Origin of the sequence: Tabrizicola sp. TH137, from assembly GCF_002855575.1 — a bacterium.
Classification (GTDB): Bacteria; Pseudomonadota; Alphaproteobacteria; order Rhodobacterales; family Rhodobacteraceae; genus Paragemmobacter.
Window position 1 is genome coordinate 806,310 of the sequence record NZ_PKRQ01000002.1, and the last position, 16,782, is coordinate 823,091.

Consider the following 16,782-nt stretch of genomic DNA (forward strand, 5'->3'; position numbering starts at 1 on the left):
GTATTTGGGCCAAGATGAAGGGGCAGCGTCACGTGAAGACCAACCCCTTCTTCACCTCGTCCAGCAGCTTCTTCGCCTCGGACCCCTGCAATTTCTGGATATCGTCCTGATATTTCAGGATCGCCCCCAGCGTATCGGCAATCACCTCGGGCGAAAGCTGGATCACGTCCAGCGCCAGCAGGCATTTGCACCAGTCGATGGTCTCGGCCACGCCCGGCTTCTTGAACAGGTCCTCGGACCGCAGCCGCTGCACGAAGGCCACCACCTCGCGGCTGAGCCTCTCCTGCGCCTCCGGCACCCGGGCGCGCAGGATATCAAGCTCCCGGTCAAAGCCGGGATAATCCACCCAGTGATAGAGGCAGCGCCGCTTCAGCGCGTCATGCACCTCGCGCGTGCGGTTCGATGTCAGGATCACGATCGGCGGCTCCGGCGCCTTCACCGTCCCCAGTTCCGGGATCGTCACCTGAAAATCCGACAGCGCCTCCAGAAGGAAGGCCTCGAAAGGCTCATCCGTCCGGTCCAGCTCGTCGATCAGCAGGACGGGCGCCCCCCCCGGCTGCGGCCGCATCGCGGCCAGCAGGGGCCGTTCCACCAGATAATCCTCGGTGAACAGCTCCGCCCGCAAGGCATCCCGATCCGCGCCCCCCCCGGCCTCTGCCGTCCGGATGGCGATCATCTGCGCCGCGAAGTTCCATTCATAGACGGCTGACGCCGCATCAAGCCCCTCATGGCATTGCAGCCGGATCAGCCTGCGCCCCAGGGCGGTGGCCAGAACCTTGGCGATCTCGGTCTTCCCCACCCCTGCCTCACCCTCAAGGAACAGGGGCCGTCCCAGCCGCAGCGACAGGAAGACCACGGTGGCCAGCGCGCGCGAGGCGACATAGCCCTGCCCGTCCAGCACTGTCACGACCTCGTCGATGGATGCGGGCGTCGGATGCAATGGCCCCTCCCTTGCCTGCGGATGCCGCCCATGCTTGGCCCCGGCCCGAGAGGGGGTCAAGCCGCCACAACCACAGATGCGACCAATGGAGGGGGGGCCACCCGCCGCAAGACTTGCAACGCCCGCGCGCCCATGCCACCCCTTGGCCCATGCGTGTGCTGGCGATCCTGACGGTGCGGAACGAGGGCAGCTTCCTGCTGGAATGGCTGGCCCATCACCGCGCGGCGGGCATCACCGACATCCTCGCCTTCTCCAATGACTGCACCGATGGCACCGACCTGATGCTCGACCGGCTTCAGGCGATGGGCTGGCTGACCCATCTCCGCAACGACGGCCCGCATGAAAAGGGGCCGCAATGGCAGGCGCTGAAGACCGCCGCCAGCCATCCGCTCACGAAAGCCGCCGACTGGATCCTCGTGCTCGACATCGACGAATTCGTGAACATCCATGTCGGCGACCGCACCATTGCCGCCCTCCTCCACGCCCTGCCCGAGGCCGATGCCATTGCCCTGACCTGGCGGATGTTCGGCAATGCGGGCGTGGTGGGGCTGACCGATGCGCCGGTCACCGAAACCTTCACCCGCGCCGCACCCGACCCGCTGGAATGGCCCTGGCGCGCGGTGATGTTCAAGACGCTCTACCGCAATGACGGCCGCTTCGGCCAGCCGGGCGTCCACCGCCCCAAAGGGCAGGCCACCGACCGCCAGCGCTGGTTCGACAGCGCAGCGCGCCCCCTGCCGGGCGGACCGCCGCGCATCTTCGCCCCGCTGGGCCATCCCAACTACCGCCTCGCCCAGTTGAACCATTACGCTCTGGGCAGCATGGAAGGCTATCTGGTCAAGGCCGACCGCGGCCGCGCCAACCGCGAGGCTTCGGCCTTCGATCTCGGCTATTGGGTGGACCGGAACCTTTGCGATGCCGAGGACCGCTCCATCCTCGCCCTGCCCAGCCAGGCCCTGCGCGCGGACCTGCTGGCGGACCCGACTCTCGCCCGCCTGCACCGCGCCGCCTTCGACTGGCGTCGCGCCCGATTTCTGCACCTGATGCGCGACGAGGGATGGCGCGCGCTCTTCGGGCGGCTGATGATGACACCGCCCAGCCGCGCCCTGACCGCCGCCGAGGCACGGCTGATATGGACCCATGCCCTGCGGGAGGCCCCCGAACCGCGCGCCCCCGAACCGCGCGCCCCCGAACAGCCCGATTGACACCCCCGCCCGGAGGCCCCACATCCTTTGGGATGGGTGCAGGCCGTCCCGCCTCTGGCGGATCGCCAAAAGGATCGCGCAAAGGCCTGCATCCGCTTCAGAATCGCCATAAACTTGCCCTTTGCAGCGCCTAGCTCTGAGGGCAAGTTGATCCAGACGAGTCCGGGGCCGCGGCGAAAGGCCTGCCGCCGAACCCGTGACCGAGACCCGAGCAGAAGGGGCATCCGCCCATGTCCGACCGCGCCGATGGCGACCTGACCGATCCCGACGCCGCCACTTCCGGCGAGGCTTCCGGCATCGTCACGCTGCAACGCGCGGAATGGATGGACAGGATCGACAGGCTCTGCGCCGAAGAAGGCTATTTCGAACCGCTCGGCCCCCGCCACCATGCCTATTTCCACGATGACGGCCCGGTCCTGCTGGTCACCTTCGAATCGCTGGAACGCATCCTCTCCCGCAAGGGCCAGATGCCCTTTGGCCATAATGTCGCCCTCGCCAACCGCTGGTCGCACCTCACCCTGATCTGCGAAGGCGAGACATGGTTCCGCGATCCCGCCGTCTGGGGCTATTTCGACCGTCTCGTCGATGAGGCCTTCTTCGAGGATTTCGACCGCGTGATCTTCTATGGCGGCGGGGCGGGCGGCTATGCCGCCTGCGCCTATTCCGTCTGCGCCCCCGGCGCGACGGTCCTCGCCGTCAGCCCGCGCGCCACGCTCGACCCCGTCCTCGCCGGCTGGGACCACCGCAATCCGGCTGCAAGACGGCTCGACTTCACCACACGCTACGGCTTCGCCCCGGACATGACCGAAGGCGCGGCACGCGTCTTCCTGATCTACGACCCCTACCTGCCCGAGAACGCGATGCATGCCGCGCTCTTCCGCAAGCCCTGGGTGACGAATCTGCCCGCCCGGCATTTCGGCGACGCCATCGAAACCGCCATCGAGATGACGGACCTTCTGCCCGACCTTCTCCGCGCGATCTTCGAAGACCGCCTCACCCCCCAGGTCTTTGCCCGCCTCCTGCGCATCCGCCGCCGGTTCCTGCCCTATCTCAAGGGCATCCTGCGCAAGGCGGAAATGGCCGAACGGCCGCGTCTCGCGCTGATGGTCTGCCGCTCCGTCACGCGGCGCCTCGGCGGCCCGCGCTTCCGCCGCCGCCAGCGGGAACTGGAACAGCTCCTCGGCCTGCCCAGCCAGCTCCCCCCGCCCGACGGCCCGCCCGAGCGGCCGCAGCCCCTGATGATCGAGGCCACCGCCGTCCAGCCCAGCCAGAGCTAGGCCGGGACAGAGCTGGGCCAGGAGAGACCTGGGCCAGGACAGGCCGAACCGGCGCGCAGGCCGAACTCGGCACTGGAAAGGCGGCCGAAGTTGCGCTAGGCGCGGATCATGACCCAGCGCCTCACCCTCCGCCGCCCCGATGACTGGCACCTCCACCTGCGCGACGGCGCGATGCTTCAGGGCGTGCTGCCCGAAAGCGCCCGCCACTTCGCCCGCGCCATCATCATGCCGAACCTCGTCCCGCCCGTGGTGACAGGGGCGCAGGCCGCCGCCTATCGCGACCGCATCCTCGCCGCCCTGCCCGAAGGGATGCGCTTCACCCCGCTGATGACGCTCTACCTCACCGAAGGCACCGACCCCGCGGATGTCGCCGCCGCCCATGCGGATGGCATCGTGACCGCGGTGAAACTCTACCCCGCGGGCGCGACCACCAATTCCCATTCCGGCGTGCGCGACATCGCCAAGGTCATGCCGGTGCTGGAGCGGATGGCCGAGATCGGCCTGCCCCTCTGCGTCCATGGCGAAGTGACCACGCATGAGGTCGATATCTTCGACCGCGAGGCCGTCTTCATCGACACCGTCCTCGATCCGCTGCGCCGCCGCCTTCCCGAATTGCGCGTGGTGATGGAGCACATCACCACCGAGGAAGGCGTGGCCTATGCCCGCGCGGGCAATGACACCCTCGGCGCGACGATCACCACCCACCACCTGATCATCAACCGCAACCACATCCTCGCGGGCGGGATCAAGCCGCATTACTACTGCCTGCCCGTGGCCAAGCGCGAAAAGCACCGCCTTGCGCTGCGAGCCGCCGCCACCTCCGGCGACCCCCGCTTCTTCCTCGGCACCGACAGCGCGCCGCATGTCGATGCGCTGAAGGAACATGCCTGCGGCTGCGCGGGCTGCTTCACGGCGACCAACACGATGCAACTTCTGGCCCATGTCTTCGAAGAGGAAGGCGCCCTCGACCGGCTGGAAGCCTTCGCATCGCTCAACGGTCCGCGCTTCTATGGCCTTCCCCCGAACGAAGAGCGCATCACGCTCACCAAAGGTGCGGCGGCGCAGTGGCCCGCCAAGATCTTCACCGAAGCCGGCCCCGTCACCGTCTTCGACCCCGGCTTCCCCGTGCACTGGCATGTGGAGGCCTGACATCCCCATTTGAAATGTGTACACATTTCGTGTAGCGTCACGCGCATCGTTCAGGTGCGGTGCGTGTGGTGCAGTTCGACTGGGACGAGGCGAAACGGCAGGCGAACATCACCCGTCACGGGATTGATCTCCTCCTTGGCGCGCTCATCTTCGAAGGCCCCACCGTCGAAGCAGAAGACCTGCGACAGGACTATGGCGAACGCCGCTTTACCGCTGTCGGCTTTGCGGACGACCTCTTTCTGGTTGTCGTCTACACCCGGCGCGGCGACCGGTTCCGCCTCATCTCGACACGGAAAGGAGGGCGCCGTGACCGACGCCGCTACAGGATCGCTATCACTCTCGGACATTCGCCGCCTGAAGGATGAAGGTCGCCTGTCGATTTCCCCCGACGCCCCGGAAGCCGAAATCGACGATCCCGATTTCTGGGACAGGGCACAGGTGACAGACCGCCCAAAGCGGAAATCCGTCCACCTTCGGCTCGACGCAGAGGTGTTCGATTTCTTCGTCGCCAGCACCCAGGGCAAGGGCCATATCCGCAAGATGCAGGCGGTGCTCTCGGCCTATATGCGCGCTCACCGCTCCAACCGGCCCTCGGATTGAAACTCCGCGGTCAGGCGGCAGGCGCGGCTCAGCCTGACCACGGCCGATCGCGCTTGACGCGGTTCGCCGTTCCGGTCAATCCCGCAACACAGCGGACAAGACCGCAGCATCGGCCCAACCCGTTTCAGGCCCCTCTCGGGGCTGCCTCCGAAGGATGCCTCGCATGATCCCCACCGCCTTCCCCCCGAAAGAGGAAATCGCCCGCCTCACTGCCCGCGCGCTGCTGGAGATCAAGGCCGTCCATTTCAACGCCGAAACGCCCTTCACGCTGGCCTCCGGCCTGCCGTCGCCCACCTATATCGACTGCCGCAAGCTCATCAGCTACCCGCGCATCCGCTCCACCCTGATGGATTTCCTCGCCGTCACCGTCATGCGTGACGCCGGGTTCGAGGCTTTCGACAACATCGCCGGCGGCGAAACCGCAGGCATCCCCTTCGCCGCGCTGGTGGCCGAACGCCTCGCCCTGCCGATGACCTATGTCCGGAAAAAGCCCAAGGGATACGGCCGCAACGCCCGCATCGAAGGCGCGATGACCGAAGGCCAGCGCGTCCTTCTGGTCGAAGACCTCACCACGGATGGCGGCTCGAAGCTTTCCTTCGTCGATGCGATCCGCGAAACCGGGGCGACCTGCGGCCATACCGCGGTGATCTTCTACTATGGCATCTTCCCCGAAACCCCGCAGCGCCTCGCCGATCACGGCGTCGCCCTGCACCACCTCTGCACCTGGTGGGACGTCCTGGCCGAGGCCCGCGCCTCCGGCAGCTTCGATGCCGCGACCCTGGCCGAGGTCGAAGCCTTCCTGCACGACCCCCGCGCCTGGCAGGCCGCCCGCGCCAAATCCTGAACGGCAGGTTAAAATTCCTGTGGGCGGGGCTGTGGATGCTTTGTGCAGGACTCAGCCGCCCATCCCCCAGACCGACCCCGCCTTGGGGTTCCACCCGGACAAGCCCCGCAAGATGTGGTAGGCTCTCCCTCCGGCACGCGACTCGCCGCGTGCTTTTCCACAGGGTTGTTCCCGCCTGTTCCCGCAGGCCGAACCGGGGCATATGCGACCCCGGCAGTCAATGAACCGAGGCAGACATGAACGAGATCGCGACCCTCCGCCCCAACCTGCCCGTGGCCGCCCCGGCAGAGCCCGAAGCCCTTCCCCATAACATCGAGGCCGAGCAGCAGCTTCTCGGCGCGATCCTGACGAATAACGATGTCTATGACCGCATTTCCAGCCTGGTGAAGGCCGACCATTTCTTCGACCCGGTCCATCAGCGCATCTTCGACAAGGCCGCCGCCCGCATCCAGAAGAACGCGCTCGCCTCGCCCGTCACCCTCAAACCCTTCTTCGAGGATGATGACGGGCTCAAGGAACTCGGCGGCCCCGCCTATCTCGTCCGCCTCGCCGGGGCCGCGATCTCCGCCTTCGCCGCCCGCGACTACGCCCAGATGATCTACGATCTCGCCGTCCGCCGCGAACTCATCTCGCTCGGCCGCGACATCGCCGCCAAGGCCGCCAAGGTGGATGTCACCTCCGAACCCCGCGAACAGATCACCGAGGCCGAACAGCATCTCTACAAGCTCGGCGAACAGGGCACCGCCCAGCGCGGCTTCGTCTCTTTCCTGCGCGCCACGACCGAGGCGGTGAATTCCGCCAATGCCGCCTATCAGCGCGGCGGCGGTCTTGCCGGCATCTCCACCGGCCTCGTCGATCTCGACCGGAAACTGGGTGGCCTGCACCCCTCCGACCTTCTCATCCTCGCGGGCCGCCCCTCCATGGGCAAGACCTCGCTCGCCACCAACATCGCCTTCAACATCGCCAAGGCCTATCGCCGGGGCCGCACCCAGGACGGCGGCGAAGGCGCCGTGGATGGCGGCGTCGTGGGCTTCTTCTCCCTGGAAATGAGCAGCGAACAACTCGCCGCCCGTATCCTCTCCGAGGCCTCCGAAGTTCCCTCCGAACAGATCCGCCGCGGCGACATGACCGAAGAGGAATTCCGCCGCTTCGTCGAGGCCGCCAAATCGCTGGAATCCTGCCCGCTCTATATCGACGACACGCCCGCCCTGCCCATCTCCCAGGTCGCCGCCCGCGCCCGCCGCCTGAAACGCACACACGGCCTCGACGTGCTGATGGTGGACTACCTCCAGCTTCTCAAGGGCACCGGCCGGGGCGAGACCAACCGCGTGCAGGAAGTCTCCGAAATCACCCAGGGTCTCAAGGCCATCGCCAAGGAACTCAACATCCCCGTCGTCGCCCTGTCCCAGCTTTCGCGGACGGTCGAATCCCGCGACGACAAGCGCCCGCAACTGTCGGACCTGCGCGAATCCGGCTCCATCGAACAGGATGCCGACGTGGTCATGTTCGTCTATCGCGACGAATATTATCACGAACGCCTCAAGCCGCCGGAAGACGACCCGCGCTTCGCCGAATGGTACGAAAAGATGAACCGCGTCCATGGCAAGGCCGAGGTCATCATCGGCAAGCAGCGCCACGGTCCTATCGGCACGGTGGAACTCAGCTTCGAGGGCCGCTTCACCCGCTTCGGCAACCTCGCCCAGCCCTGGCAGGGCGACGGCGGCGGGTATTGAGGCCAACCATGGACCTGCACCTGACCGACAAGGTGGTCATCGTCACCGGCGGTGGCCAGGGGATCGGCGGCGCGATCAGCCGCCGCCTCGCCGAGGAAGGCGCCATCCCCGTCATCCTCGCCCGCCGCGCCCCCGATCCGGCCTTCCTGGCCGAACTCGCCGCGCTCCAGCCGAAATCGGGCTTCGTGCAGGTGGACCTGGCACAGGATGACCAGATCACCCGCGCGGTGGCCGAGGTTCATGCCCGCTGGGGGCAGGTCTATGGCCTTGTCAACAATGCCGGCACGAATGACGGGATCGGCCTCGACGCCGGCCCCGCCGCCTTCCGCGCCTCGCTCGACCAGAACCTGATCCATTACTACACCCTCGCCCATCTGCTTCAGGACGACCTCAAGGCCCAGCAGGGCGCCATCGTGAACATCTCCTCCAAGACCGGCGTCACGGGCCAGGGCTCCACCTCCGCCTATGTCGCCGCCAAGGCCGCGCAACTGGGCCTCACCCGCGAATGGGCCGCCGCCTTCGCCCCCCATGGCGTGCGCGTCAACGCCGTCATCCCGGCCGAAGTCCTCACCCCCATGTATGACGCCTGGCTCGACACCTTCCCCGACCGCGCCGAAAAACTGGCCGAAATCACGCGCCGCATCCCCCTCGGCCAACGCATGACGCTCGACACCGAAATGGCCGATACCGTGGTCTTCACCCTCTCGCCCCGCGCAGGCCACACCACCGGCCAATGGCTCTTTGTCGATGGCGGCTATGTCCATCTCGACCGCGCCATGGCCGGCCTGCGCGACTGACCGACCAACCCCTTCATCTTGGCGAGAAATACTCTCCAGGGGTGAATGGCCGCGCGGGCACCGCGCGGACAGCGGGGACGGAACGTCCCCTGACGGCGGAGCCGTAGCGCGGCAGCGCGCAGGCGATAGGAAAGGAACGCGCGGAAGCCGCACCGCAAGATCACGCCTCCGCCACCCGACGCCCCCGCCCCCAGAATTCCCTTGACCGCAGCCCCGCCCCTGCCGAAAACCCCCGGACCATGGCCACAGCAACCCTCACCATCGACCTCGACGCCATCGCCGCCAACTGGCGCGCGCTGGACCGCCTCTCCGCCCCCGGCACCCAGACCGCCGCCGTCGTCAAGGCCGATGCCTATGGCCTCGGGATCGACCGCGTCGCCCCGGCGCTGGCCCGCGCGGGCGCACGGCGCTTCTTCACCGCCGTCGCCGAAGAAGGCGCAAGACTGCGCCAGATCCTCGGCCCCGGCCCCCAGATCGGCATTCTCGGCGGCCATATGGCCGGGGATACCGAGATGATCCATGACCTCGACCTCACCCCGATGCTCAACTCGGTGCAGCAGGTCACCCGCCACCTCGAATCCCTGCCCGGCCATCCCTTCGGCATCCAGCTCGATACCGGCATGAACCGGCTCGGTCTGGAAGACCCCGAATGGCGCGCCATCGCCCCCATCGTGCTGGAGGCGGGTCCCGATTTCCTGATGTCGCACCTCGCCTGCGCCGATGAACCCGACCATCCGATGAACGCGGCCCAACTGGCGCAGTTCCACCGCATGACCGATGGCACGGGTATCCCGCGCAGCTTTGCCGCCACCGGCGGCATCCTCCTCGGCCCTGACTACCATTTCGATCTCACCCGCCCCGGCATTGGCCTCTATGGCGGCCAGCCCTTCGCAGAGGCGCATCCCACCGTCACCCTCTCCCTCCCCGTCATCCAGACGCGCGCCGTGGCCGCGGGCGAAACCGTGGGCTATGCCAATAGCTGGACCGCCGACCGCCCCACCACCGTCGCCACCCTCTCGGCAGGCTATGCCGATGGCCTGCCCCGGACACTGTCGAACAAGGTCCATCTCTGGGATGGCGATACCCCCGTCCCGTTGATCGGCCGCGTCTCGATGGACCTCATCACCGCCGATATCGGCCACCTGCCCGAAGTGCCGCGCAGCCTCGATATCCTCGGCCCCCATCAGGGCGTGGACGACCTCGCCACCATCGCAGGCACCATCGGCTACGAAATCCTCACCTCGCTCGGCCCCCGTTACGCCCGCCGCTATGTCACCCGTCAGGGGGGGCAGGCGTGACGGCCCTCACCGCGCCCCTTGCCGCCATCGGGCGGCCCGTGCTGGCGGCGCTGGCCGCCATCGGGCGCGTGGCCTTCTTCGCGGCCAGCGTGATCGGCCATATCTTCCGCCCGCCCTTCTACCCGCGCGAATTCTTCCACGCGCTGATGCAGATCGGCTGGTTCTCGCTGCCCGTCGTGGGCCTGACCGCCGTCTTCACCGGCGGCGCCCTCGCCCTGCAAATCTATTCCGGCGGCGCGCGCTTCAACGCCGAGGCGGTGGTCCCCTCCATCGTCGCCATCGGCATGGTGCGCGAACTCGGCCCCGTCTTGGGCGGCCTGATGGTCGCGGCCCGCGTCGCCTCCTCCATCGCGGCGGAAATAGGCACGATGAAGGTCACCGAACAGATCGACGCGCTGGTGACCCTCTCCACCAACCCGATCAAATACCTCGCCGTGCCGCGCGTGCTGGCCGCCACGCTGGCCGTCCCCGTCCTCGTCGCCGTGGGCGATGCCATCGGCATCGCGGGCGGCTGGCTCGTGGGCGTCAACCGCCTCGGCTTCAACTCCACCACCTATCTCCAGAACACGGTGGATTTCCTCGAAACATGGGACGTGGTCTCGGGCCTGTGGAAAGGCGCCGCCTTCGGCTTCATCGTGGCGCTGATGGGCTGCTATCACGGCATGAATTCCGGCCGCGGCGCGCAAGGCGTGGGCGCCGCCACCAAATCCGCCGTGGTGGGCGCCTCGGTCCTGATCCTCGCCGCCAATTACATCCTCACCGAACTGTTCTTCTCCGCATGATCACCCTGTCCGGCGTCACCAAGACCTTCGGCAAGAACCGCGTCCTGCGCGGGGTGGACCTGACCATTCCCTCAGGCCAGAGCATGGTCATCATCGGCGGCTCCGGCACCGGGAAATCCGTCCTGCTGAAATGCATCCTCGGCCTCGTCCACCATGACACCGGCACCATCACCCTCGACGGGCAGGATGTGACGAAGGCCGACCGCGACGCCTTCCTCGCCCGCTTCGGGATGCTCTTCCAGGGCGGCGCGCTGTTTGACAGCCTCCGCGTCTGGGAAAACGTCGCCTTCCGCCTGATGCGCGGCCCCGCCAAGCGCCCCAAGGCCGAGGCGCGCGCCATCGCCATCGAAAAACTCCGCCGCGTGGGCCTGAAACCCGAAACAGCCGACCTCTTCCCCGCCGAACTCTCGGGCGGGATGCAGAAACGCGTGGGCCTCGCCCGCGCCATCGCGGCGGAACCCGAAATCATCTTCTTCGACGAACCCACCACCGGGCTTGACCCGATCATGGCCGGCGTCATCAATGACCTGATCCGCGAGATCGTGACAGAGATGGGCGCCACCGCCATGACCATCACCCATGACATGACCTCGGTCCGCGCCATCGCCGACCGCGTCGCCATGCTGCATGACGGCGTGATCCAGTGGACCGGCCCCATCGCCGACCTCGACACCACGCCAGACCCTTACGTCCAGCAATTCATCCACGGCCGGGCCACGGGCCCCATCGCGGCGGTGCGCTGATGCAGGCCTGGCTAGAGCAGGCCCTTTCCCTCCTCTCGGCCTCCGCGGCCTTCCGCAGCCTCGCCCTCGCCATACCTCTGGCCATCACCGTCGCAGCCCTGGCCGGCTGGCGCCAAAGGGTGGAAGGCGCGGGCCAGCTTGCGCTGTTCGGCCTCTTCGTCTGCCTCTGGCTCGCCATGCCCTGGACCTTCGCCTATCTCGAATTGCAACAGGCCAGCCTTGCCCTCTCCCTCCTCTGCTGGTTCTGGCTGCTGCTCGCCTGGGCGCGGCATGTGCTGGGCGACTGGCCCGCGCCGATCTGGGGCCACTGGCTGGTCGGCACCCTCCTCTGGGTGCTGCCAGTGACCGGCGCCATCGTCCTGATCCGGGGCTGACCGTTTCCGCCCCGGAAACAGCCCCGCCCAAGGGCCGCCATCGTTTCCCGCAGCGCCCTGCCCCAGCGAAAACCGTTGCCGAATCCCCCCGGCAAGCCCTTTCCTGTCATTGTGGTAAAGAGTGTCCCGGTATCGCCCATGTCCCTGTCTTCCCTGCCCAGGCTGCGCCCTGTCCTGCATCTCGCGCAAAGCCTCGCCCATGGCGTGCTGATCCTCCTCACCCTCGCCGCCCTCGCCGCCACCCTGCTCGCCGCCCTGGGCCAGCTTCCCTGGCTGCATCTCCCCCTCCGCTATGGCGAAACCGACCTGCCGCAGTCCGGCCGCTGGGCGCAGATCGCCCTCACCGCGCTGCTCTGCCTCATCTGCCTCTTCCTGCCCGCCAATTCCCGCATGGCGCGGCTGGAACGCAGCCACCGCTCCTTCGCCATGGGGCTGGAAGACGTGGCCCATGCCTATCGCCTCGCCCATGCCGCCGACCGCGCGGGGGTCTTCGCCCTGTCGGGCGAATTCGACTCCATGCGCGCCCGCCTCGCCCATCTGCGCGATCACCCCGATCTCGGGCATCTGGAACCCGAACTCCTGCAACTCGCCGCGCAGATGAGCTTTCAGACCCGCGACCTCGCCCGCACCTATTCCGATGACCGCGTTGCCCGCGCCCGCAGCTTCCTGCAACAGCGCCAGGAAGAGGTGGCGGCGCTCACCGACCGCCTCACTCTCGCCCGCCAGACCGTCGATGAACTCCGCCGCTGGCTCACGGATATCGAGGTGGAGGAACGCCAGGCCGAGGCGCAGATCAAACGGCTGGAGGCCGATCTGCGCGAAATCCTGCCCCAGATCGGCTATGCGATGGAGGCAGAGGAAAATCGCGACACCACCGTCGTCCAATTGCCCAAGCCGGGGAAATGACTTGAACCGCAGCGCCATCGGGGGCCAGATGCGCCCATGCGGCTGCCCGTCCTCCTCAACCTCGCGCTCCTGATCCTCTTTCCCGTGGCATGGTTCGCGCCGCTTCTGCGCGCGGGCCTCCTGCCGCTCTTCGGCCTGTCGGAAATCTCCGTCGTGACCGGCCTGCAATCGCTCTGGGACACCGATCCCGCGCTGGCCCTGCTGGTCAGCTTCCTCGCCCTCTTCGCCCCCTACGCCAAGGTGATCGGCCTCGCCCTGATCGACTTCCGCCTCCTCTCCCCCCGCGCTCTGCCCGCGCTGCGCCTGATGGGCCGCCTCGCCATGGCCGACATCTTCCTCATCGCCCTCTACATCGTGCTGGCCAAGAGCACCGGCATCGGCACCATCGAAACCGCCTGGGGCCTCTGGCTCTTCACCGGCTGCGTGGCGTTCTCCCTGCTCCTGTCGCACCGCAAGCGCGCTTGAACCCCCTGCCCCCAACCGATACCAGAAAGGGCATGAGCAAATCCGCCCCCGCCTTCACCTGCACCGCCTGCGGCGCCGTCCACCGCAAATGGGCGGGCAAATGCGATGCCTGCGGGGCCTGGAACTCCATCGTGGAAGAGGCCCCGCTCTCCACCGGCCCCAAATCCCTCGGCGCCAAGGGGAAAACCATCCCCCTCACCGACCTCGCCACCGAAGAGGCCCCGCCCCCCCGCGCCGCCTCGGGGATGGAGGAGCTTGACCGCGTCCTCGGCGGCGGCCTTGTCCCCGCCTCGGCCATCCTCGTGGGCGGCGATCCCGGCATCGGGAAATCCACCCTGCTTCTGCAAGCCACCGCCAGCTTCGCCCGGCGTGGCCTCAAATGCCTCTACATCTCGGGCGAAGAGGCCTCCGCCCAGGTCCGCATGCGCGCGCAACGCCTCGGCCTTTCCGATGCCCCCGTTTCCCTCGGCGCGGAAACAGCACTCCGCGACATCCTCACCACGCTCGACGCCGAACGCCCCCACCTCGCCGTCATCGACTCGATCCAGACGATGTGGCTCGACACGGTCGAGGCCGCGCCCGGCTCCGTCTCCCAGGTCCGCGCCGCCGCGCATGAGCTTGTCACCTTCGCCAAACGGCGCGGCGTGGCCATCATCCTCGTCGGCCATGTGACGAAGGAAGGCCAGATCGCCGGCCCCCGCGTGGTCGAACACATGGTCGATACCGTCCTCTATTTCGAAGGCGAACGCGGCCACCAGTTCCGCATCCTGCGCGCGGTCAAGAACCGCTTCGGCCCCGCCGACGAAATCGGCGTGTTCGAGATGACAGGCGACGGCCTCGCCCAGGTCACCAACCCCTCGGCCCTCTTCCTGTCGGATCGCGGGCAAACCACCCCCGGCTCCGCCGTCTTTGCCGGGATCGAAGGCACGCGCCCTGTCCTCACCGAAATCCAGGCCCTTGTCGCCCCCTCGAACCTCGGCACCCCCCGCCGCACCGTCGTCGGGCTCGACAGCGGCCGCCTCTCCACCATCCTCGCCGTGCTCGAGGCGCGCTGCGGCATCCCCTTCGCGGGTCTTGACGTCTTTCTCAACGTCGCAGGCGGCATGCGCGTCTCCGAACCCGCCGCCGACCTCGCCGTCGCCGCCGCCCTGCTTTCCGCCCGCGAAGACGTGGCCCTTCCCCCCGACATGGTGCTTTTCGGCGAAATCTCCCTCTCCGGCGCCCTCCGCCCGGTCGGACAGACCGAAAACAGGTTGAAAGAAGCCTCGAAACTTGGTTTCTCACAGGCGATTGCGCCGGACCGTTCCAAGATCGGGGCGGAAACGGGGATGCGGGTGCGTCAGATGCCCGACCTCACGGCCTTCGTGGGCGAGATGTTCGGGGCGGGCTGATCCCCCCGGCAGGACAGGAGCAGGACGGCACATGGAAGGTTTCACCCTGATCGACGCGGTTGTCGCCGGCGTCATCATCCTCTCGGCGATCCTCGCCTATTCGCGGGGCTTCGTGCGCGAGGCCATGGCCATCGTCGGCTGGATCGGCGCCGCCTTCGTGGCCTTCCTCTTCGCCGCCCCGGTGCAGCCGCTGGTCAAGGAACTCCCCGTCGTGGGCGAATTCCTGGGCGACAGCTGCGAATTGTCCATCATCGCGGCCTTCGCCGTGGTTTTCGCAGGCGCGCTCATCATCGCCTCGCTCTTCACGCCGCTCCTCTCCTCTGCCATCCACCGCACCGCCCTGGGCGGGCTCGACCAGGGCCTCGGCTTCCTCTTCGGCGTGGCGCGCGGCGTCCTTCTCGTCGCCGTGGCCTTCCTCGTCTATGACCGCGCCGTGGCCGCCAATGCCATCCCGATGGTGGATGACAGCCGCTCCGCCAAGGTCTTCGCCGCCTTCCAGGACAATCTCGACGCACAGGTCCCGACCGATGCCCCCGGCTGGATCGTCGCCCGCTACAACGACCTGACCCAGGTCTGCGTCGGCGAAGCGGCCCCGGCCGAAGCCGCCCCCGCCACCTCCGGCTGATCCGCACAGCAACCTTGCGCCCCTGCACCCGCCGCAGCGCGGCAAAGGGGCGTGACTTCGCCGTGACAAAGCACTAGATCACTCCCATCCACTTCCCCGGATTCGGAGGCCCCATGCGCCCCTTCCTCTCGCACCCCTTCGATGATGACAAATTGAAGGAGGAGTGCGGCGTGTTCGGCGTCATCGGCATGGCCGATGCGGCGAATTTCGTGGCCCTCGGCCTGCACGCGCTCCAGCATCGTGGGCAAGAGGCGGGCGGCATCGTCGCCTACCACCCCGAACACGGTTTCAACTCCGCCCGCCGCTTCGGCTATGTCCGCGACAACTTCACCAAGGCCGAGGTGATGGACACCCTGCCCGGCGAACTCGCCATCGGCCATGTCCGCTATTCCACCGCCGGCTCCAAGGGCGCGACCGCCATCCGCGACGTGCAGCCCTTCTTCGGCGAATTTTCCATGGGCGGCGCCGCCATCGCCCATAACGGCAACCTCACCAATGCCGCCGCGCTGCGCCGCGAACTGATCGAACGCGGCTCGATCTTCCAATCCTCGTCAGACAGCGAATGCATCATCCACCTGATGGCGCGCTCGATCCAGAAGACGATCCCCGAACGCATCAAGGATGCGCTCCGCCGCGTCGAAGGCGCCTTCTCCGTCGTCGCCATGACCCGCACCAAACTCATCGGCGTGCGCGATCCCCTCGGCGTCCGCCCCCTCGTCCTCGGCCGCATCGGCGATCACGGCTGGGCGCTTTCGTCGGAAACCTGCGCGCTCGACATCATCGGCGCCGATTTCATCCGCGAAATCGACCCCGGCGAAATGGTGGTGATCGAGAACAACAAGGTGGAAAGCTTCCGCCCCTTCTCCCCCGCCAAATCGCGCTTCTGCATCTTCGAACATGTCTATTTCTCGCGCCCCGACTCGATCCTTGGCGGCCGCTCCGTCTATGAAACCCGCCGCCAGATCGGCGTGGAACTGGCCCGCGAAGCGCCTGTCGAGGCCGATCTCGTCTGCCCCGTCCCCGACAGCGGCACCCCCGCCGCCATTGGCTTCGCCGCCGAAAGCGGCATCCCCTTCGGCCTCGGCATCACGCGCAACCAGTATATGGGGCGCACCTTCATCGAACCGACCGAACAGATCCGCAACATGGGCGTGCGGCTCAAGCTGAACGTCAACCGCGCCCTCATCAAGGGCAAGCGGGTCATCCTCGTCGATGACTCGGTCGTCCGCGGCACCACCTCGCGCAAGATCAAGGACATGATCCTCGACGCGGGCGCCGCCGAGGTGCATTTCCGCATCGCCTCCCCGCCCACCGCCTGGCCCTGCTTCTACGGCGTGGACACGCCCGAACGCGACAAGCTCCTCGCCGCCACCATGTCGGAAGACGAGATGCGCGACTGGATCGGCGTGGACAGCCTGAAATTCATCTCGCTCGACGGCCTCTACCGCGCCGCGGGCGAAGCGGCGGGCCGCGACCCCGCCAATCCGCGCTATTGCGATGCCTGCTTCTCCGGCGAATACCCGGTGGCCCCCTCCGACAAGATCGAGGAAGGCTTCCAGATGAAGGCGGCCGAATAGGCCTTCCGCCCCGTCCGGCGCAAAGCACCGCCCCCCCCGCTGCGGGGCGCGCGCCCTTGCCCCTTCACCTTGGATC

18 protein-coding genes are annotated in these 16,782 nt (G+C 67.5%); 17 read left to right on the top strand and 1 reads right to left on the bottom strand.

Going from position 1 to position 16,782, the window contains the following annotated elements; genetic code table 11:
- Positions 1–28: 28 nt before the first annotated feature.
- Positions 29–940 (bottom strand): MoxR family ATPase, encoded by a 912-nt coding sequence (locus tag C0V75_RS09355; RefSeq protein ID WP_101920596.1) that lies wholly within the window; start codon positions 938–940, stop codon positions 29–31.
- Between the two features lie 149 nt (positions 941–1,089).
- Between C0V75_RS09355 and C0V75_RS09360 the strand changes: the two genes are divergently transcribed.
- From C0V75_RS09360 to purF, 17 genes are all read left to right on the top strand, one after another.
- Positions 1,090–2,145: a glycosyltransferase family 2 protein gene (locus tag C0V75_RS09360; protein WP_101920796.1), complete on the top strand. Its 1,056-nt coding sequence runs from the start codon at positions 1,090–1,092 to the stop codon at positions 2,143–2,145.
- A 230-nt stretch (positions 2,146–2,375) separates the two neighbouring features.
- A complete protein-coding gene (locus C0V75_RS09365; protein ID WP_101920597.1) occupies positions 2,376–3,422 on the top strand; it encodes a phosphoadenosine phosphosulfate reductase in 1,047 nt (348 codons plus the stop codon).
- A gap of 108 nt (positions 3,423–3,530) precedes the next feature.
- Positions 3,531–4,571: a dihydroorotase gene (pyrC, locus tag C0V75_RS09370; protein WP_101920598.1), complete on the top strand. Its 1,041-nt coding sequence runs from the start codon at positions 3,531–3,533 to the stop codon at positions 4,569–4,571.
- A gap of 68 nt (positions 4,572–4,639) precedes the next feature.
- Positions 4,640–4,936 carry a BrnT family toxin gene (locus C0V75_RS09375; RefSeq protein WP_101920797.1) on the top strand — a complete coding sequence of 99 codons (297 nt, stop codon included), beginning with the start codon at positions 4,640–4,642 and terminating at the stop codon, positions 4,934–4,936.
- Complete coding sequence (locus C0V75_RS09380; protein ID WP_254216418.1) at positions 4,878–5,171, top strand: hypothetical protein; 294 nt, start codon at positions 4,878–4,880, stop codon at positions 5,169–5,171. Before C0V75_RS09375 ends, C0V75_RS09380 begins: the two co-directional genes overlap by 59 nt.
- 163 nt (positions 5,172–5,334) lie before the next feature.
- Complete coding sequence (locus tag C0V75_RS09385) at positions 5,335–6,015, top strand: orotate phosphoribosyltransferase (protein ID WP_101920599.1); 681 nt, start codon at positions 5,335–5,337, stop codon at positions 6,013–6,015.
- A gap of 236 nt (positions 6,016–6,251) precedes the next feature.
- Complete coding sequence (locus C0V75_RS09390; protein ID WP_101920600.1) at positions 6,252–7,748, top strand: replicative DNA helicase; 1,497 nt, start codon at positions 6,252–6,254, stop codon at positions 7,746–7,748.
- An 8-nt stretch (positions 7,749–7,756) separates the two neighbouring features.
- On the top strand, positions 7,757–8,545 hold the full coding sequence (locus tag C0V75_RS09395) for an SDR family oxidoreductase (RefSeq protein WP_101920601.1): 789 nt from the start codon (positions 7,757–7,759) through the stop codon (positions 8,543–8,545).
- Positions 8,546–8,784: 239 nt separating this feature from the next.
- The gene (alr, locus tag C0V75_RS09400; RefSeq protein WP_101920602.1) at positions 8,785–9,843 is read left to right on the top strand and encodes an alanine racemase; all 1,059 of its coding nucleotides are present in this window, start codon (positions 8,785–8,787) and stop codon (positions 9,841–9,843) included.
- Positions 9,840–10,625, top strand: coding sequence for an ABC transporter permease (locus C0V75_RS09405; RefSeq protein ID WP_101920603.1), 786 nt, complete (start codon positions 9,840–9,842; stop codon positions 10,623–10,625). The genes alr and C0V75_RS09405 overlap by 4 nt, the downstream gene beginning before the upstream one ends.
- Complete coding sequence (locus tag C0V75_RS09410; protein ID WP_101920604.1) at positions 10,622–11,368, top strand: ABC transporter ATP-binding protein; 747 nt, start codon at positions 10,622–10,624, stop codon at positions 11,366–11,368. The genes C0V75_RS09405 and C0V75_RS09410 overlap by 4 nt, the downstream gene beginning before the upstream one ends.
- Positions 11,368–11,742, top strand: coding sequence for a hypothetical protein (locus tag C0V75_RS09415; RefSeq protein ID WP_101920605.1), 375 nt, complete (start codon positions 11,368–11,370; stop codon positions 11,740–11,742). Before C0V75_RS09410 ends, C0V75_RS09415 begins: the two co-directional genes overlap by 1 nt.
- A gap of 138 nt (positions 11,743–11,880) precedes the next feature.
- Positions 11,881–12,648 carry a DNA repair protein gene (locus C0V75_RS09420; RefSeq protein WP_101920606.1) on the top strand — a complete coding sequence of 256 codons (768 nt, stop codon included), beginning with the start codon at positions 11,881–11,883 and terminating at the stop codon, positions 12,646–12,648.
- Positions 12,649–12,684: 36 nt separating this feature from the next.
- The gene (locus tag C0V75_RS09425; RefSeq protein ID WP_101920607.1) at positions 12,685–13,113 is read left to right on the top strand and encodes a paraquat-inducible protein A; all 429 of its coding nucleotides are present in this window, start codon (positions 12,685–12,687) and stop codon (positions 13,111–13,113) included.
- Between the two features lie 32 nt (positions 13,114–13,145).
- Positions 13,146–14,504, top strand: coding sequence for a DNA repair protein RadA (gene radA / locus C0V75_RS09430; protein WP_101920608.1), 1,359 nt, complete (start codon positions 13,146–13,148; stop codon positions 14,502–14,504).
- A 31-nt stretch (positions 14,505–14,535) separates the two neighbouring features.
- Complete coding sequence (locus C0V75_RS09435; RefSeq protein WP_101920609.1) at positions 14,536–15,129, top strand: CvpA family protein; 594 nt, start codon at positions 14,536–14,538, stop codon at positions 15,127–15,129.
- A 113-nt stretch (positions 15,130–15,242) separates the two neighbouring features.
- Positions 15,243–16,706, top strand: a complete 1,464-nt coding sequence (gene purF, locus C0V75_RS09440) for an amidophosphoribosyltransferase (protein ID WP_101920610.1) — start codon at positions 15,243–15,245, stop codon at positions 16,704–16,706.
- The last annotated feature ends 76 nt before the right edge of the window (positions 16,707–16,782 follow it).